The sequence below is a fragment of the Actinoplanes sp. SE50/110 genome, assembly GCF_900119315.1.
Lineage (GTDB): Bacteria > Actinomycetota > Actinomycetes > Mycobacteriales > Micromonosporaceae > Actinoplanes.
Genome location: NZ_LT827010.1, coordinates 3615028 through 3633040 on the forward strand (window position 1 = coordinate 3615028; position 18013 = coordinate 3633040).

The following is an 18013-nucleotide window of genomic DNA, read 5'->3' on the forward strand; positions in this document are numbered from 1 at the left end:
AAGGAAACACGATGTCCGCAAGCCCCTGGAAATCCCGGCCGCCCCTGTCCCGTGCCGCCGTCGCCCGACTGGTCCAGGTCGCCGGCGGGTTCAACGTCGCGGCGGCCCTGCTGCCGGCCGGCCACGGGCGGATCATGGCCCTCGCCGAATTCGTGCCGGTCGCCGGAATACTGTCGGCGCGCGCCGCCACCGCGGCCGCCGGCGCCCTGCTCATCTATCTGGGCGCCGGGCTGCGGCGGGGCAAACGCCGCGCCTGGCAGCTCGCCGTGGTCGTGGCGTGCGCCGGGATCGCGCTGCACATCCTCAAGGGGCTCGACTTCGACGCTGCCGCGGTGTCGGCTGCCCTGCTGGTGCTGCTGATCGCCGTACGCGGCAATTTCAAGACCGTGCCCGGGCCGCGCAGCCGGTGGCGCGCGCTGACCGCGCTCGCCGGATTCGCCGGCGCCGGTTTCGTGCTCGGCCTGATCGAGATCGCGATCCGCGCCGACCACCTGGTCGGCACGCCCGGCGTGCAGGCGTGGGCCCAGCAGTCCGCACTCGGGCTGATCGGGGTGTCCGGGCCGGTGCACTTCGTGCGGCCCTGGGCGGCCGAGACGGTGTGCCTGACCACCGGCACGTTCGGGCTGCTCGCGGTGCTCGCCGCGGTCGTGCTGTTCCTGCAGCCCGGCGAGCGGCGACCGGTCCGCACCGGCGACGACGACGCCCGGCTGCGGGACCTGCTGGCCCGGTACGGCGGCAACGACTCGCTGGGATACTTCGCGCTGCGCGCCGACAAGGCGCTGATCTGGGCGCCGTCCGGGAAAGCAAGCGTCGCCTACCGGGTGGTCCGCGGCGTCAGCCTGGCCTCCGGCGACCCGATCGGGGTGGCCGCCGCCTGGCCGGAAGCGATCAGCGCCTGGCTGGCCGACTGCGAGGTGCACGGCTGGACGCCGGCGGTCCTCGGGTGCGGGCGGGCCGGCGGCACGGCGTACCGCAAAGCCGGTCTGGACGTGATCGAACTGGGCGATGAGGCGATCGTCGAGGTCGACGCGTTCTCGCTGGACGGACGCCCGATGCGGGCGGTGCGCCAGGCGGTCAACCGGATGAGCCGCGCCGGGTACACGTGCACCGCGGTCCGCCAGCGGGACCTGGCGCCCGACGACCTCGACGCGGTGATCCGGGCCGCCGAATGGTTCCGCGACGGCAACGTGGAACGCGGCTTCTCGATGGCGCTGTCCCGGCTCGGCGACCCGGCCGACGGCGACTGCCTGCTCGTGCTGGCCCGCGACGGGGACGGCCGGCTGCGCGGCGTGCTGCAGTTCGTGCCCTGGGGCGCCGACGGGCTGTCCCTCGACCTGATGCGCGGCGACCGGACCGCGCCGAACGGACTCACCGAACTGATGGTGGTCACCGCCATCGAAGCCGGCCCCGGCCTCGGCGTCCGCCGGGTGTCGCTGAACTTCGCCGTGCTGCGCAGCGTCTTCGCCCGCGCCGAACAGCTCGGCGCCGGCCCGGTCCTGCGGATGTGGCACCGGCTGCTGCGCGCGGTGTCCCGGGTCTGGCAGATCGAATCGCTGTACCGGGCCAACGCCAAGTACCTGCCCACCTGGCAGCCCCGCTACCTGTGCTTCCCGGTCGCCCGGGACCTGCCCCGGATCGCGGTGGCCGCGCTGACCGCCGAGGCGTTCCTGCCGACGTTCGAGACCACTGTCGCCACGCCCGCTCCCCGCGAGCGCATCACCGTCGGTGGTGGCATGCTCGACCGATGAGCAACACTGACCCCGGTACCCGCGGTCTGCCCCGCCGGCCCGCGCCGGGCTGGGTGGCACCGGTCTTCGCCCTGCTGGGGGCGGCCACCATCCCGTGGACCATCTATCTGTCGGTCACCCTGCCGCAGCGGATGGACACCGGCTACTACCGGACCGCCTGGGTCGGCTTCGACGTGATGCTCGTGCTCGGCCTGCTCACCACCGCGTACACGGCGTGGCGCGGCCAGCAGCGGGTCGGCCTGGTCGCGATGGCCACGGCGACCTTGCTGGTGGTCGACGCGTGGTTCGACCTGACCCTGTCCAGCCGCGCCGAAATGCTGTCCGCGGTGCTGTCGGCGGCCCTGGTGGAGTTGCCGCTCGCCGTGGTGTGCGGCTGGATCGCGCTGCACGTCGACCGGCTCGTGGCCCGCCGCCTGCACCGGCTGGCCCGCCGCGCGGCCCGGCTGCAGGCCGAGACCGTAGCGCTGAAACTCGACGAACCGGGCCGGCGCGGCATGTCCCGCCTGCAGTATCTGCTGCGGGAGCAGGCCCACCTGCGGCGCGACCGCGGGCAGGCCGCGGCCGTCAAGGACTTCCCGCCGGACAGCCGATCGTCGCGGGGTCGGGGTGCAGATCCGCGACCCTGACCTCAGGGTTGAGCGCCGCCACGATCGCGTCGGGGCACGCCCACATTCTGCCCTCGCCGACGCCTTCAGGTGACGGTCACTCAGCGCGTCCACGGTGCCGCTCTGCACGGCAGAACCTGCCGCCGCCTGGGACCGCCCGTATGACATCTACCAGGTCGTCGCGCCGGACAAGCCCGGCACCTACGCTCACACCGAGCCGCGTTTCGCCAGCCCGACGACGACCTTCCTGGCCAACGGCACTCAGCTGGACATCAACTGCCGGGGCGCCGGCGAAGCCGGAACGACCCGCGTCCTGTCGGGCGCCACGTCTGACAACCCCGATCCGCACTGGATCGAGAGCACCACAGCCCGATGGGTGCGGCTGAGCGACGGCACCTGGGTGTTCGACGGACACACCGATACCGACCCGGGCACTCCAGCCATCAGCTCGTGCGCCGCCACGCCGCTGCTGAGCACGCCGACCTGTGTCGAGCAGGACCAGGGATGCGCAACCGACGACCCGGAGGTGTCTCGCTGCGTCACCGCGGGCCTGGTCAAGCTGGCCTCCGCGCCGATCGGCGACCCCGACCAGGGCATGGCCGAACTCTGGTACTCCCGCGGCTGCAGAGCGGGCTGGATCAGGGCGCGCTGGACGCAACCACCGTCCCACTTCGCAGGGCGCACTGATCGGGTCGTCCTGACGGTGGGACGTCAGGATGACTTCCCGGTATCCGCGGCGGGCCGGCCCGCCGCGTTGCTGTGGGGCCGGATGGCTGTCGCGCAACGTGGCGAGTGCATCTCAGGCCACGCCTCATATCCATTACGACTCAACGGCGGGACCATCGGCTTCTCCAACATGCTTTCGGTCACTGACGCCTGCGTCCGAGCGGAGGCGCAATCCGCCGACGGCCAGAAGCGGGGCGAACTCACCACCACCCGATGCGCGGATATGCCATGAGTCAACCGGTATGAGGCATCAAGGCTGATGAAGTGATTGAGGCGGCCAGAATCCGGCCACCAGAAGGGAGCGGGCCGTCACCCCGCTCACCCTGACCTACGCCGGAGAGAGGACCGGCACCGGGTCGCCGACCGCGGCTGCCAACCTTTCCCGCTGGTGCCTTGTCGGACGATGCATCATAGCCCTGTCTATCAATTTGAGAAACGCTCGTCTCCGGCGCGTAGCAACATGTCTTCAACGGTAAAATGTTTAAGGAGAGACCGTCTCATGTTACTGACGGATCCCTTGATCCGTTTGAGTTGCTCTCGCGGATTCTCGGCGTCGAGGTAGCGCTGAACCGCCCGGTAGGTGCTCTCATCCATGACATCGTCGAAGGAAAGCGCTTCGGCGAATATTCTGTCCTGGACCCTTCTCATCTCTTCCGAGTCAAGATCAAGGTGCTGTCCTCCGAGAGCATAAAGGGATACTACACAATGGATGTCCTCCGCGGACGGCGCCACCGGCAGCCTGTTTCCGTCCATTGCGCGGATGAGGACCCGGATCAATCCCATTTTTCGGTCCAGCAGTGGTGTCAGTGCATTGTACGACGGAGCATCGATAAGCATGAGACCGCTCCTGTCTCGGAAAATCAGCTCGGCCACCTCTTGCAGGTTTGTGCGTTGTCGCATGAGGAGACCGGTCTGCCAGCTCTTTCCGGTGAGATCCTCGAGCAGGTGACTGCGGCCGTCATTCTGACTCATCCGGCGAACGTAGTTCTCCAACACGCCGAGAATGCGTTCCGCCGTGACAATGACTTCGTTCAGTCGAAAATAGATGAGGAAAAGTTCAGAGCCGACATCGTCCAATTTCTTCTTCCGCCGCCGTCCGGCCGCCGCAGGGATGGCCCGCGTCAGGAAATCGACGACAAGGCCCAGCGCTTCCAGCATGTCCGGCTCCCTTCAGCCTCCGCGACACAGAACCGTGCGAACACCGCGTTGACCTGGCTTCGGTCAGTAGGCATCCTCGCACGTAGAGGCCAGCTCGTCGCGTTGCGTCCTCGTCGGTATGAATCAGCGGGCGATCGATCTGATCCTCTAGCCGGGCGTTTGAGTCTTGGTGACGAAAGCGGGCGGTCAATCATGATCGCCGCAGCTATCCGCTGCCCGGAAGGTCGATCAGGAAGCTTGACGCGTCTTCGGGCTTCCGATTGGTTTCTCGATCGTGTCCGGTTGACCTCTGTGGTGGTATCGCGGCACTTGACGTCCAAGCGTCTTCATGGTCGCTTTTCGATCGTTGGCACTTCGCCTCCACGTGAGCGGCAGCCCGTCGCGCTCATGAAGCAGACCACCGCATCGGTTCTGCCACGGTGGGGCGATGTGCCGGTGTGGGTATGCCGTACGGGACGGCGGTGCGGAGGCCTCCGGTCGCCCGCGCACCGCCGTCCCGGTGTCTCGTCAGGCCGTCTTGGTGCAAATCGTGACGTCGCCGTTCGCGGTAGGAGCGGTCCAGGTCGTGGAGCTGTACCGGCTGACCGAGGGCCACACCTGGGTCCAGACGGCGACGTAGTCCAGTTGGGCACTCGACGCTGCCCCGTCAACGGTCTGATGCGCCTGCGCCGTGCCGTTCCCCGGCACGGACGGCAGGGTTCCGACGCCCGGGGCCGGGGTGGAGATCTGCGTGATGGTCAGCGCCGGGCTGTTGAGGTTGTTCGTCAGCGTCCAGGTGAGGTCCCAGTTGCCGGTCGCAGCATTGCAGACGGCGGTCACGCCGGTCTCGATCAGAGGGGCGTCGGCCTGAGCGGGAGCGGCCCACAGGGCGACAGCGGCGGTGGTTGCAGCTGATGCGGCGATGATGCGGAACATGCAAACCGTCCTTCAGGGAGGTGAAAACGGTGGGCGCTGCCGATGGGCATCGGAGCTTCCATTTCAACGTAGACGGCAGAAATGACGCCCGTGTGACAGAGGGACGAGGCTCACATTCCTTATCGGTAATTCGGTCGGGCATCAATGGGCCCAGGGCTGTCGCGATGTCATTCAGGAGCCGGTGAGCTGAGAAAATGCCGACCGATTGGCCTATGACTTCCTCCACGATCCAACGAGCTCCCGCCACCCGTCCGAGGTCGGGCAAGGCTGACCGGCCCCGGAAACCGGCAGCACGGACAAGGCATATACGGCCGCGGATTCAACGAACAACCGGTAGCCGCAGAGATGACGGAGGGACCAGGAAATCAGGTCGTCGGAGTCCACTGTTGCGCGACGGTGGCATTGCAATCAAAGATCTGCAGCTGGTTTCCGTCGGATGTCGAGCCGCCGGGATCATCGAGACAGCGGCCCGACTGCGGGTTCACCAATGACGAGCCGGCACCGAGGGTCCAGCGCTGGGCGCCGGTTCCGTTGCACGTCCACAACTGAACTCTGGTGGAGTTGGCGGTGCCGCCGTTGCTGATGTCCAGGCACTTGCCCAGGACGCGCAGGCTGCCGCCGGCGCCCGGGGTGAACGTCCACCGCTGTGCCACGGTCCCGTTGCATGTGTACAGCTGAACCGGGGTGCCGTCGGCAGTTCCCGCGCCCGCGACGTCCACGCATTTACCCGCGATACCGGAGCGGAACTCGGCGGCGCGAACCTGACCGCGGGCGGCCAACGCCGCTTCGATGACCTGGGCGGCGTTCCTCATTCCGGTGGCATTCGGGTGGTACTGGGTGCGTCCGGTCGGCGGGTGGCCGTTCTCGACCCAGGGATCGGCTGCGCAGGCGTCGTGCCCGTGGCTGGCTGCGGCCACGTCGACGAGCGTCGCTCCCGCGGCTGACGCGGCGGTGGCGGTGGCTGCCGCGAGGCGGGTGGCGATACTGCGTTCGTACGCCACCTGGTCGGCGGTGAGCGGCACGCCGGAGCAGGTGCCGGAGTCCGGCAGGATCGTGAAGTAGTTGACCAGGTAAACCTGTGCCTGGGGCGCGGCGCTGTGTACCGCGTTCACGACGTTCTGCAGGCGTGCGGGCTCATCAGCGAACGCCTTGTCGATCGCCGCACGGTCCACGCTCGCGCAGGTGGAGCCGCCATCGTTCTGGCAGGTGTACGCCCCCATGCTGCCGAGGTAGTCGACGTCGTTCCCGCCGACGGTGATCGTGACGACGTCGGTGGCGCTCGTCACCGCTTGAATCTGCGGCGGCAGGCCGTTCTGGCTTGTGGTCAGCACGTTCGCCGTGGTTGCGCCACTACAGGAGACGTCGGTGAGGTCAGCTCCCAGGTCGCGGGCCACCACGCTGGCATAGTTGTTGCTCGACCGAGCGCAGGCTGCGGCCCCGGTGCTGGACTGCACCGGCGAGATGCCCGGCCCCGCCGCGAAGGAACTGCCGATGGCCACATAGTGGAGACCCGTCACCACTGCGGCGTCGGCGACCGACGAAACTCCAGCGACAGCACCTGCCACCGCAAGCGTCACAACGGCATAGAGAAGCCGCCTACCGCCGGGCGAACGCGCACCGTGCAACATGTTGACCTCCAATATCACCGAGGAGACATCCGGGTTGATCGGTTTCCCCAGATGGAGTCACCGTGGTGGGCAGGACACGCTGCCCGGGTGAACTGAACCTCGGAACCCGGTCCTGCAACGTCAGCCGGGCCTCGCCGCAGCGCCGTGCTGCCCGCCGGGCCGCTCTCGAGCGGAATCGCCGCGATGCCCACCTCGGGGTGGTCGCCGCCGGGTTGCTCGGCGCGGCCGGCACCGGGCCAGGTATCCCCTCAGAATCGACAGGATGACCGCGCCGCTGACGGCTGCCAGGATCCGGCGGTCCGCGTGGCCCGGCCGATGCGAGGCGGCGGACCTTCGGCCGCGGCTGGATCTATCCGCATATGCGGGTCTCCTTACGGCGGAGCAGAAGAGCTCTCCGTGAGACTGCAGGTGGTGTGGCCAGGCCGGAGAGCGCTCTCACGAACCTGATTCTGTGTCGACACGTCACGCTCGTCAATCCACTTCCCGCCAAACGGACGCCCAGCCCCTCTTCTTGTCCTTCGGGTGGCGGGTCGTGAAAGGTGTCCGGCTCGCCACCAGGGTCGGAGTCCGGACGGTCGCGACAGCCTGCTGCGGCCGGTCAGAGCGGTCCCGGACCCGCCGGTCGGTCGGTGCGAGTCTCCCGAGGTGATCTGCCGAGACCGGGCAAGCCGGTGGCTGCCCCGTGAGGCACCATCGAGATCGTGGAGACGACCTCAGCTGAGCTGCTGCGTAGGGCGCACGCGACCGCCGATGTCGACGATCTGCTCGACATCGGGTGCGACCTCGCGGACAGCGGCGATGCCGCCGGCGCCGAGTACTGCTTCCGCCGAGCGTCGGAGCTCGGCGAACCCGCCGGCGCGTTCAACCTCGGCAACACCCTGAGAGATCAGGGGCGCCTTCATGAGGCGGTCGACGCCTACGAGCTCGCCCTCTCTGGTGGTGAGACCGATGCGTGGCTGAACCTCGGCGTGGTGCTGGACGGTCTCGGCGACCTGGCCGGCGCGATGCGCGCGTACGAACAGGCCGAGCGGGCCGGCGACAGCGGCGGCGCGGTTGCGCTGGCCTTTTCCCTGCGGGAGCAGGGTGAGCGTGCCGCGGCCTTCGTCGCGATGGAACGCGCCGAGGCAGCCGGGAACACATTCGCCGCGGCGGTACTGGCCTGCTGGCGGTGGGACCAGAGCCTCGACCCCTCCCTCGAGCCGGCCCTGCGCGCCGCGGCCGAGCTTTACCCCTCGGCCCGCGCCGACCTCGGCGCCCTGCTGGTGAACACCGGCCGGGTGGAGGAGGGGCGCCTCGTGCTTCTGCGGGGCATGGAGCTGGGCGAAACCGAGAGCATGGTCCCGCTGGGCAACGTCTACGCCGATGTCCTCGGCGACGACGACGCCGCCGAAGCGGCCTACCGTGCCGGCGCGGAGCTCGGTGATACGCACGCCCACCACAACCTCGCGAACCTGCTCGAACGCCGGGGCGACCTGGTCGGTGCCGAATGGCACTTCCGTCAGGCCGCGGAGGGCGGAGATACGCTGGCCGCGGCGGCGTTGCGAGACCTGCTCGAGGGCTGAGCCGCGGTTCTGCCCGGGAAGCCCGGCGACCGATCACTTTCTCGACCACCGCCCGTCTCCCGTCCCCGGCGCGGCGCTACAGCCGGCGCCGTCGGTTTCGCCACCACACCTGCCGCCCACTGGAACCGCACGCGAACGCGGCGGAGCTCCGTACCTGCTGTGCCAGGACCTCGAACCGACCGACGGAGCCGGGGAGCCGCCGGGCGCGGTGGCAGTGAGACCTCCCGCCGCCGCCGTGACCGGCTAGCCGCGACGCAGCCAGGGCTGCAGGATTCTGGTGATCCGGGGGAGCACGAGGTAGGTCATGATCGGGGTCAGCACCAGCGTGCTGATCAGCGTGCGCAGCACCAGGTTCAGGGTGATCAGGTGCGGGGCCAGCAACCAGCCGGAGAGCAGGCTGACCGGGAAGAAGCCCAGCCAGATGGTGGTCGCCTGCTTCCACCGGGCCGGAGCGGCCGGCGCCGGTGGGTCGATCGGGGACTCCCGGGGCGGGTCGAACCAGCCTTCGATCCCGGTGCGCTTCTCCACCCGGGTGTGCTCGACGAAACCCTCGGCCGAGGAGAGCCACCACTGCCGCTGCGGCGACTCCTCCCAGTCGCTGAGCGAGCCGGCGTCGGCGAAGCGGTAGAGCATGTGCCACTCCGGGGAGCGCGGCTCGGGGCGGACCCAACCGGTGCCGAGGAACCCCGGGAAGGTCTCGGCCAGCGAGGCGCCGGCCCGCACCCACGCGGCCATCTCCGCATCCCGGGACGGGTCGATCCGTCGGGTGATGGCGACGGTGACGGCTAGCTGCGGCGGCGACTTCATGTCTCACATTGTGGTAAGCCCGGATTTCCGGCGTGTGTCATCCCGCGGATCAGTGTCGTGCCCCACTCTCCCCGGGCCCGGCAGGCTGCGCGGACCCGCCAGGAGAGCGCGGACGTACGGTGCGAGCGGCCGCTCGGTCAGGCGGTGGATGAGCCATGCCGTGGTGAGCAGGACCAGGACGGCTCCCACGATCAGTGTCGGTACGGGCAGCCCGGTCGCGGTGCGGGCGGTACGGATGAGGCTGTAGCCGACGCGCTGATGCACCAGGTAGAACGGGTAGGTGAGCGCGCCGGCCGTGCCCAGCCATCGCCAGGTGATCCGGTCCGTGCCGCCGAGGGCGATGACGAGCAGGACACCGTACGCCATGGTGAGCAGCACCGGCGCCGGCCAGGCCGCGACGTCGAAGCCGGGACGCAGGTCCGCCACCCGCAGCTGCACGTGGTGCAGGCTGACCAGCCAGCAGACGGCCAGCAGCAGCCAGGCCCACCAGTCGCGACGGTCGCGGCGCAGCAGGAACATGGTCATTCCGGCGACGAAGTAGGGCGCGAAGTCGGCCATCACGACCTGGTTGAGCACCGCCCCGGGGAAGGCCGGCATGAGCATCGCGGCGGTCAGCCACCCGGCGCCGAGCAGCCGCACCCGCTTCGCGGTGAGCCCGGCGGCGAGCATGCAGGCGACGATCAGGTAGAACCGGAACTCGCACCAGAGCGTCCAGTACACGGTGTCGACCAGCGGCCGGTTCAACGGCTCCGCCAGCATCGTCAGGTTGACCAGCACGTCCCGGCCGGCCGGCAGCGGCCCGAGTGGCAGCCCGCCCTCGATCGGCAGGAGCGTGCTGACCAGGGCGGTGATCAGTACGCCCGCCCAGAGCGCCGGGTAGAGCCGGGCGGCGCGGGAGGCCGCGAACGCCCGGACCGTGCGTCCCCAGCCGCTCATCAGGATGACGAACCCGCTGATCAGGAAGAACACCTCGACGCCCAGGAAGCCGTAGATCAGTACCGGCGCCGCGTGCGGCAGGAAGTACGCGGGTCGATGCGTGCCGTCCGCCCACCAGGAGTCCCCGAAGTGGTAGCCGGCCACGGCCAGCGCGCACACCAGCCGCATCGCGTCCAGCACGTACAGCCGAGGCCGGCCTTTCGGCCCGGGGGCGGAGTCACCTCGCACGGCCGTTCGGTCGAGAGTGGCGGTCGTCATCGGCTGCTCCTGGTGGTCCGGGCGGTGTGATCCGCGTCCGGCCTGTACATGTCCAGCCAGGGCTCCATCGCTACAGGTGACTCAGCTCACTGGCTCCATGGTCAGTACTCGCGGTTGGTCGGCTCGACGACCCAGAGGTGGTAGAGCGACTGAGCCGCCGCAGCGCAGGCTTCGACGTATTCGTCGTCGGTGAGCAGCGGGCGGATCAGTGGGCGCAGCACGTTGGAGACGTGGTACCGGGGGCGGCGGGTGTCGTGGTCGACGCCTTCTTCCAGCAACCCGAGTTGGACGGCCCGTTCGATGTGACGGTCAGCGGACGGGTGGTCGTGCATCGCTGTCACCGTCGACGCTGGTACCGGCAGTTCGACGACGTTGACCTTGGCGAGCATTCTCCGCAGCTCGGGTGGCTGAGAGCCGAGGAGCTTCTCGGCGAGGATCTCCTCGCGGAATCGGTCCGCCGTCGCCTCGATCGCGGTGAGGAGCTCGTCCGGCTCGGTAGTGGCGTCGGCCACGATCAGGTCGAGCCAATCCAGCAGGCGGGGGTTGCCGGCTGCGGCTTGAATCGCGCGGACGCGAATGCGCTGGTCGAGAGGTGAGCCGGGGCGTAAGTTGGGCAGGTTGGCGAGCTTTTTCACCTGCTCGACGTCGGTGAGACTCTCGAGTGACTCCACCGTCAATCCGCTTCCGGTCGGTGCGGGGAATCGGTAGCGGCTGGTGATGATGACCCGGCTGGTGCTGCCGGTGTCACGGATGGCGCCGAGCAGGGCAGGCAGGATTTCCGCCATCGCCGCGGACAGCACCGGACCGTTGTCCTGTTGCTCGAGATTGCCGTCCTCGAAGTCGTCGAAGACGAAGAGGCATGGCAGGTCTCCGAGGGGGCCGTTCGCATCCAGCAGGTAGCGCAGGCGAACGGACAGGGGAACGACATCCTGGCTCAGCAACGTCATCGCCTCGATGTGTTTCGTCAGCGTCGGGAAAGCGACCTTGTCGGTGAGCTCCCGGAACTTGCTCATGTCGACTCGGCCGTACCAGACCGCGTGCTGGTGTGTCGGCATCCGTTCCAGCAGGCGGGAGGCGAGGCTGCTCTTACCGAGCCCGCCCATCCCGTGCAGGACGAGAGCCTGGCTGTCGGGCCGTCTGAGGGTTCGTAGGCACCGTTGAATGACTCGACGACGGCCGACGAACCGGTTGCGAGCGGCAACCCTGGACACCATGGTGCGCGGATCGAGAAACTGCTGATCAGCATGTCGGATACGAAGCTGTGCACGGCCCGTGGTGTGCAACGGTGTCACCATCGCGTCGAGCGGTGTGTCGTCGGCATAGACCCGCAGGAGGTGCCAGGCGGGACTCTTCTGCCGGTGCAGGTGCCGCCGGGCCGCCACGACCGCCGCGTCGATGGGCTGCCCGTCAGCCAGGTTCCGGTACAGTTCGGCCGCGAACTCGATCGCAGCACTGTCCCCGACCGGCAGCGCCCAACCCAGTACTGCGGGAGCGCCAGCGTCGACGAGCCGCTCCCCGAGGGAGAGCGGTGCGTCGTCCGTGGAGGCGCTGGCGGAGAGGCAGGCGCTGACGAAGACCAGACGCGGCCAATGCCCGGCCATGGCCTGGACCAGCTGGTCCGCGGTGGCCAGATGCAGCCCGCCGAACTCGTTTTCCAGTAGGAGGACCGGCTCGCCGTCGGCGCCGACCGTCGCATGTCCGCTGAGATGCAGGACATCGAAGTATCCGGCGCCGTAATCCCGGAAGAGAAAGCGCAGACCCTCCAGAGTGCCGCTTTCTTCGACGACCAGTGCGGTGCCTGTGCGCGCGGTTGCGGCCAGGATGGCAGCCTCTTCCGCCTCGTAATTCAGGACCGGTTCCACCCCCTCGGGCGAAGTGGCCATGAACAGCACGCGTAGCGGACGGTTGCTGGGCAGGGGAGAATCCGTATGGACCTGGCGGGTGCCGCGTGTCCGGACCGTCAGCAGTGCGGCACGGTCATCGACGGCAGGGAACGAGCCGTTGTCGAAAAGCAGCTCCCAGGGCAGATGCCGGAGGCGTTGCCCGGCGACGATGCGTACGGTGGTGCCAGGGGGGCTCAGTAACGGCGTCAGCCAACCGTTGTCACCGTCGATGAACCCCGCCAATCTTGTGCCGATGTCCTGCAGCTGTGTCGATCCGAATACGCGGGGGGCGATCGCATGCTCGGTGTAGTAGCGGTCCACTGTTTCGACGAGGTCGTCGACAACCGCCCGAGGGACGCTGCGGGTTTTCACCGCTCCGTCAGGGGCGACCAGTCTGAGCTCGTACGAACCCGGAATCTGTTCGAAGATCTCCAACTGGTATGAGGTCATCCTGCTCACCGGCTCTGCCCACCGCCCTTCGGACGTTTCCCGCCGGATGGCTGCAATTCGTCGAGGAACGAGCGGATCCGCTCCAGCGACGGATGACCCGTCTCCTCGGCCAGTCTGATGGATTCCCGTAGGTGAGCGGCTGCATCGTCGATCTGTTCCGTTTGCGACAACAGAACGGCCAGGTTGAATCGCGACGTCGCCTCGGCATCCCGGTCGCCGAGTTCCTGTCGGATGGCCAGCGCTCGTTGATGGCAGGCGAGGGCTTGTTGCCGGTCGTCGAGGGCGTAGTAGAGGTTGCCGAGGTTGCTGAGGGTGCCGGCTTCGCCGGCGCGGTCCCCGATCTCCTGACAGAGGCTCAGGGCCTGCCGGTAGTAGGTGAGGGCCTGGCCGCGGTCGCCCAGGTCGTCATAAAGGGAGCCCAGGTTGTGAAGCGTGGTGGCTTCGCCGGCACGGTCGCCGATCTCCCGCTGGATGGGGAGGGCTTGTTGGTGATGGGCGAGGGCCTGTTGCCGGTCACCGAGGGCGAGAAGAACGTTGCCGATGTTGCTGCGGGTGGTGGCCTCGCCCCCACGGTCGCCGACCTCGAGGCGGATGACCAGGGCTTGCTGGAAGCGGTCGAGCGCCTGTCGTCGGTCGCCGAGGGTGTAGAGGACAGAGCCGATGTTGTTCAGCGCGGCCGCCTCGCCGGCGCGGTTGCCGACCTCGCGCTGGATGGACAGTGCCCGTTCACTGTAGGCGAGGGCTTGTGCCGCATCACCCAGATTGTTGTACAGGAAGGCGATGTTGTTCAGGGCGGCCGCCTCGTCGCCGCGGGCGCCGGCATCCCGGTACAGGTGAAGGGCCAGCTCATAGCTCGCCAGGGCGTCTCGGTACCGGCCCATGCCGGATTCGGCCCGGCCCAGGTCGTAGAGCGCGTTCGCGTCGGGCCCCAACGTCAGGGTGGCCCGGGAGAGGGCCGCGACGTCCGCGAGCCGGGAAACACGCAACCATACCGTCGCCAATCGATGGCCGACGTCGCGGGCGATCGTTGCCTTGCGGCCGGCGAGGGCCAACCGGTGCACCTCCGCCCATTGGCTGGCCGTGGCGACGACGGGGCCGCTGCCGAACAATTCCAGGGGAGCGGCCCATTGTGTGCCCGCTGTCGCGTCGGGTGCGGGTTTGAGGAGAAGCGCGGGCGGGTTCGTCAGAGCCGGCGCCGGCGCGGCGGTCTCTTCGAGCATGAGCTGGAGCCGTGTGGCGTTGTCCGCGTACACGCCACCGAAGCCGCCGAGCACGGTGACCGCGACGGTCGCTGCCAGCCGGCTGTCCGGGTGGTCGCGGAGATAGCCGCTTGGGTTCTCGGCGAGTGAGAACAGGTCCACGGTGCCGAGCCGGCCGGCGACCGATGCGGAGCGACGGCCGAGTAGACGCAGGACACGGAAGGTCTCGTCGCGCCGGCGGGTGCGCAAGAGCTCATGCCGGACGCCCGGGAGGAAGTCGTAAACCACGGCGTCGGGATCCTCTTCGGGCCTGGGCGGTGAGATCCGCTCGACGAGGCCGGAGAAGAGGACCTCGGCCAGATGGCCGGTATCGGAGGCCGGCAGCAAGTCTTCCTGAATGGCCCGGGCGACGGGCAGTGTGATCGGCGCCGATGCCAGGTACCCCGCGAGCGCGAAGGCGGTCGGCGAAGAGTCGCTGTGGAAGAGCGCCACGAGTTCGACCGGATCGTCGGCCATCGCGGGGCCGGCGGGATCGGCCAGCGGCAGGAAGCCGACCGGTATCGCGGGCAGCTCGAGTGTGGGCGGCCGGGACGAGACTACCGTCGATGCCCACCGATGTATCGACGAGTCGTCGACGGCGGCTACCGGTATCCAGTTCGAGGTCTCGTATTCCGCCGGATATGGCGACGTGGACTGCCAGATGCCGGGACGTACCTGCCGGGGGCGCAGAGGTAGCGGCGGGAGCGCCGTGCGGTGCCAGAGCGCCGGCGGAAGAACCTGAAGGGTCAGGACCGGATTGTGCGCCGACCACCGTGCCAGCATCGCAGCCGCCTCGATGGTGTGCCAGCGATCATCGACCCCGTCGGTGACCAGGGCGATCAATCGACGCCCGGTGCGGTCCAGCAGTTCACTGGGCTGGTGACGTTGCCCGCCGGTGGTGAGCAGGGCCAGGTCTCCCACGTCGTCGGTGACCAGGCGTAGCACCCGCACGTCGCGGAACACGCCGGAGCGGCGAACCGCGGTCCGGAGCCCGGCCACCTTCTCCTGCCAGATGCCCATGGTCGGCGAGGCGTCGATGACCAGAGCGAGGTCCAGCCACCGTTCGGTGTGCGGTCGGGTGATCACGACCGGGCGACCGAGGTCTGCAGAGACGCGCAGAGTCCGTTCCTCGTCCAGGGCGATGCGGTCCCGGCGGGGGACCCGCCGGCGCAGCGGACGTAGTGCTCGGCTGGTCACTGGCGTCGCGTCACCGTGTTGCCCGGCTCTTCCCGCTCGATGAGCATGTTCCGCGGTGGCCCGACCGCCGGCAGCCGAGCCGGACCCCAGCCTGGCCGCGGTGACCGGTTGATGCAGGGCGTCCGCGGCGGCCACGCCGGAGAGCGCCTCGACGGGCGAGCCGGGGCCCTTCGGGCGGGCGTCCGTCGCCGTGTGTGCGCTTGCGTCGGCCGTCTCACCCACCGGGCCGGCGATGCCGGTCTCGTCGGCACGTACCAGCCGTGCCATCCAGAGGACGTCCAGCAGATGGTGGACGTCGAGCTCGTCATGGACAGACATCACGGCTGGTCGTCGAGTCGGCCGAGCAGATTCCGGGTGAGGGCGGACCAGTCGTCGTCGGTCTTGCTGACGCCGGTGCGCAGGCTCAACAGGTTAAGCAGTTGATCGGTGGCGTACGTTCCGTCCTGCTTCTCCAGGATCTCGGCGAAGTCGGTGACCAGTTCCCGCACCAGCGGGTCGGCGAGCACCTCACGGCCGAGGTGCGCCTGCACGATGCGCCGCAGCTTGTCGGGCGACGGCGGCGCGATCCGCAGGGGAATGCACCGGCGTAGGAAGGCCGGCGGGAATTCGCGTTCCCCGTTACTGGTGATCACGACGATGGGGAACTGTGCGCACTCCACCGCACCGCGTTCGATCTCCACCGGCAAGCCGTCGTCGTCCTGGACCGTGACGGTCCGGTTCGGGAGGCGCTGCAGTTCGGGGACGGTGAAGCGGCCCTCCTCGAACACCGTCAGCAGATCGTTGGCCAGATCGATGTCACCCTTGTCGAACTCGTCGATCAGCAGGACCCGCGGCCGGTCGGCGGGGAGCAGGGCGGTTCCCAGCGGGCCGAGACTCAGATATTTGCCGATCTGCGTCCCGGCACCACCCCGACCTCGGGTGCGTTCTCGCAGGCCGGCGGCGTGCAGCCGGCCTACCGCGTCATAGCGATACAAACCGTCCTGGACCGTGGTCCGGCTGGTGATCGGCCAGTAGAGCAGCTCGCCGAGTCCCAGCTCGTAGGCGACGCTCAGGGCGAGCGTGGATTTGCCGCACCCGGGTGTCCCGGTGACCAGCAGCGGACGGCGCAGGTGAATGGCGGTGTTCACCATGAGTGCCTCGCCCGGTTCAGCACGATAGGTGGAAGCCAGGTGCCGACGTCGCCGGGAACCGGGTGCGTCCGGCGACGGGGGTCGATCCATCGGCTGGCCCGCGAACTCGCGCCAAGGCGGCGATGGGGGGACATCCCAGGCGTGTGGGTTGCCGTCGCCCCGATAGATCCAGAGGGGTGTGGTGGTCATTGCGTGCCTCCGCGTGCTCGGGCGGGTTGCAGCGATCCGCCCCGTCGGGGGCGGGTTCCGAAGTCGTCGTAGATCACGGAGATGGGCTGTCCTGCGGCAGCCCCGTCGCTGTCGTCCGGTTCCGACGGATGCCGCCTTGCGCGCACCGCCGCCGGTATCCCATTCAGTTCCGCGCCGCTCAACATGGACTTGACGAGATCGTGGAGCTGGCTGGGATCTTGGTCGCCGCGAAACCACAGGAACACGGGAACACCTTCCCGGAACGCATCCAGCAGGACGTGTCGCGTGGGCAGCGTGCGAGGCGGATGGTGGACAGCCGAGAAGATCATGACCGCGACCGATTCGTCGGTGGGCCGTCCGGGCCGCAGCACCGTGCCCGGCCGGGCGTCCGGCGTCACCACCCGCACAAGATGTTCAGCCGGGGTGTCCCCGCGGTCGTGCAGGAGCCGGCTACGACGCTCCCACCTACGCTCGTACAGCGCGAAGATCCGGCGCTCGCCCAGCCTGATGGTCACCTCGAACTGGGAACCGAGTTCCGCGCCGGCGAACAGGCATTCGTCCATCGGCTCCCCGAGCAGCCGCCACGGCACGACGATCTCGAACCGGATCTGGCCCGGGTCGAACCGGCGCAGCAGCGGCGCGATCTCGGTGATCGCCTGTTCGGCGGCCTCCTGCCAATCCGGGAAAGCATCGACACACTGATAGACGAAATACGATTTGCCGGTCTGCCGGTAGACCAGTGCCTCCGGCCGGAGGTGACCATCCTCGTCGAGCAGTTCGAGATAGACCATGACCTGGCCGAGGATCTCACCGGCCGCAGCTGTCGGCCCCCGGTTCTCCGGCGCCACCCGCGTCCGCTGTGCCACGTCGTCGATCAGTCGCCGCAGGATGGGGCGTTCCTCACTAACGGCGATGTCGGGATGGGCGAGCAGATGCTCCAGGAACAGCAGGATCGCCGGCATGGCTCCCAGGGCGTGCATGCGCTGATCCAGCAGCGAGATCATCATCGGTACGCTGCGACACGCGCGCAGCTCGACCCGGCCGATGTGCCCCAGCGCGGTCCAGACCAGAACCGCCACGTCGGACTCGTCGGGCAGGCGGGACGCCTTGTCCCACTGATCGATCAGATCGGTCAAGCGGGCGCGTTCGTTGTCGGTGAGCACCCGATCGGGTGGCTTCTGCTCGGGCACCTCAGGGAAGAGCAGATCGAGCAGGGCTTCCCGCGAGCCGCTGAGCCGGACGTCATTTGCCGCACAGCGTACGAAGTCGTCCAGGATCTTCGCGTTCGCGAGTCGCTCGATCAGGTCATGACAGACGGACCGGAGATCGCCGCCGTCCGGAAAGAGTCCGTTCTTCAGCCCGGCCTGCTTGGCGAGGTGCCGCAACGGTCTCTTGGTTTCATAACCGCCCAGGAGAAGCTCGAGGAGCCGCTGCCGTCTCTGCCCGTCCCAGCTCGCGCTCACCACGGAGACAGCGGTTCAGGAGGATCGGTCGCGCTCACGAGATCGGTTGTCTCCTTCCGGGATTGCGTCCGGATGGTGCGGCACGACAAGGTTACGATGGCCGCCCCGAGCAAGCCACGC

At 68.6% G+C, this 18013-nt stretch carries 13 protein-coding genes; 4 read left to right on the forward strand and 9 right to left on the reverse strand.

The features are described from left to right. Positions 1-11: 11 nt before the first annotated feature. The 3 genes from ACSP50_RS16070 (at position 12) to ACSP50_RS16080 (ending at position 3311) form a co-directional block, all read left to right on the forward strand. A complete protein-coding gene (locus ACSP50_RS16070) occupies positions 12-1748 on the forward strand; it encodes a phosphatidylglycerol lysyltransferase domain-containing protein (protein ID WP_014690278.1) in 1737 nt (578 codons plus the stop codon). Further along, positions 1745-2374 (forward strand): hypothetical protein, encoded by a 630-nt coding sequence (locus tag ACSP50_RS16075; RefSeq protein ID WP_014690279.1) that lies wholly within the window; start codon positions 1745-1747, stop codon positions 2372-2374. Before ACSP50_RS16070 ends, ACSP50_RS16075 begins: the two co-directional genes overlap by 4 nt. A gap of 94 nt (positions 2375-2468) precedes the next feature. Then, positions 2469-3311, forward strand: a complete 843-nt coding sequence (locus ACSP50_RS16080; RefSeq protein WP_014690280.1) for a hypothetical protein — start codon at positions 2469-2471, stop codon at positions 3309-3311. Positions 3312-3502: 191 nt separating this feature from the next. Here the strand turns inward: ACSP50_RS16080 and ACSP50_RS16085 are convergent, their stop codons facing one another. From ACSP50_RS16085 to ACSP50_RS16095, 3 genes are all read right to left on the reverse strand, one after another. Beyond that, complete coding sequence (locus tag ACSP50_RS16085; RefSeq protein WP_014690281.1) at positions 3503-4237, reverse strand: hypothetical protein; 735 nt, start codon at positions 4235-4237, stop codon at positions 3503-3505. A 507-nt stretch (positions 4238-4744) separates the two neighbouring features. Beyond that, entirely contained in the window at positions 4745-5152 is a 408-nt protein-coding gene (locus ACSP50_RS16090; RefSeq protein WP_014690282.1) for a hypothetical protein, read from the reverse strand. 365 nt (positions 5153-5517) lie between these two features. Then, complete coding sequence (locus tag ACSP50_RS16095; RefSeq protein WP_231956944.1) at positions 5518-6729, reverse strand: SGNH/GDSL hydrolase family protein; 1212 nt, start codon at positions 6727-6729, stop codon at positions 5518-5520. A gap of 752 nt (positions 6730-7481) precedes the next feature. Between ACSP50_RS16095 and ACSP50_RS16100 the strand changes: the two genes are divergently transcribed. Then, positions 7482-8342: a tetratricopeptide repeat protein gene (locus ACSP50_RS16100; protein ID WP_014690284.1), complete on the forward strand. Its 861-nt coding sequence runs from the start codon at positions 7482-7484 to the stop codon at positions 8340-8342. A 243-nt stretch (positions 8343-8585) separates the two neighbouring features. Here the strand turns inward: ACSP50_RS16100 and ACSP50_RS16105 are convergent, their stop codons facing one another. The 6 genes from ACSP50_RS16105 to ACSP50_RS43020 form a co-directional block, all read right to left on the reverse strand. Next, positions 8586-9149, reverse strand: coding sequence for an antibiotic biosynthesis monooxygenase (locus ACSP50_RS16105; protein ID WP_014690285.1), 564 nt, complete (start codon positions 9147-9149; stop codon positions 8586-8588). 3 nt (positions 9150-9152) lie between these two features. Next, a complete protein-coding gene (locus ACSP50_RS16110; RefSeq protein WP_014690286.1) occupies positions 9153-10343 on the reverse strand; it encodes an acyltransferase in 1191 nt (396 codons plus the stop codon). 101 nt (positions 10344-10444) lie between these two features. Continuing rightward, positions 10445-12676: a CHAT domain-containing protein gene (locus ACSP50_RS16115; protein ID WP_014690287.1), complete on the reverse strand. Its 2232-nt coding sequence runs from the start codon at positions 12674-12676 to the stop codon at positions 10445-10447. A 5-nt stretch (positions 12677-12681) separates the two neighbouring features. Continuing rightward, a complete protein-coding gene (locus ACSP50_RS43960; protein ID WP_014690288.1) occupies positions 12682-15429 on the reverse strand; it encodes a tetratricopeptide repeat protein in 2748 nt (915 codons plus the stop codon). Continuing rightward, complete coding sequence (locus tag ACSP50_RS16125) at positions 15429-16241, reverse strand: MoxR family ATPase (protein WP_014690289.1); 813 nt, start codon at positions 16239-16241, stop codon at positions 15429-15431. Before ACSP50_RS16125 ends, ACSP50_RS43960 begins: the two co-directional genes overlap by 1 nt. Before the next feature lie 185 nt (positions 16242-16426). Beyond that, on the reverse strand, positions 16427-17893 hold the full coding sequence (locus ACSP50_RS43020) for an effector-associated domain EAD1-containing protein (RefSeq protein WP_157432780.1): 1467 nt from the start codon (positions 17891-17893) through the stop codon (positions 16427-16429). Between the last annotated feature and the right edge of the window lie 120 nt (positions 17894-18013).

Bases quoted from the DNA above. Each gene is read 5' to 3' on its own strand.
- ACSP50_RS16070 (WP_014690278.1), top strand. From the start codon at position 12: ATGTCCGCAAGCCCCTGGAAATCCCGGCCGCCCCTGTCCCGTGCCGCC.
- ACSP50_RS16075 (WP_014690279.1), top strand. From the start codon at position 1,745: ATGAGCAACACTGACCCCGGTACCCGCGGTCTGCCCCGCCGGCCCGCG.
- ACSP50_RS16085 (WP_014690281.1), bottom strand. From the start codon at position 4,237: ATGCTGGAAGCGCTGGGCCTTGTCGTCGATTTCCTGACGCGGGCCATC.
- ACSP50_RS16090 (WP_014690282.1), bottom strand. From the start codon at position 5,152: ATGTTCCGCATCATCGCCGCATCAGCTGCAACCACCGCCGCTGTCGCC.
- ACSP50_RS16105 (WP_014690285.1), bottom strand. From the start codon at position 9,149: ATGAAGTCGCCGCCGCAGCTAGCCGTCACCGTCGCCATCACCCGACGG.
- ACSP50_RS16110 (WP_014690286.1), bottom strand. From the start codon at position 10,343: ATGACGACCGCCACTCTCGACCGAACGGCCGTGCGAGGTGACTCCGCC.
- ACSP50_RS16115 (WP_014690287.1), bottom strand. From the start codon at position 12,676: ATGACCTCATACCAGTTGGAGATCTTCGAACAGATTCCGGGTTCGTAC.
- ACSP50_RS43960 (WP_014690288.1), bottom strand. From the start codon at position 15,429: ATGTCTGTCCATGACGAGCTCGACGTCCACCATCTGCTGGACGTCCTC.
- ACSP50_RS16125 (WP_014690289.1), bottom strand. From the start codon at position 16,241: ATGGTGAACACCGCCATTCACCTGCGCCGTCCGCTGCTGGTCACCGGG.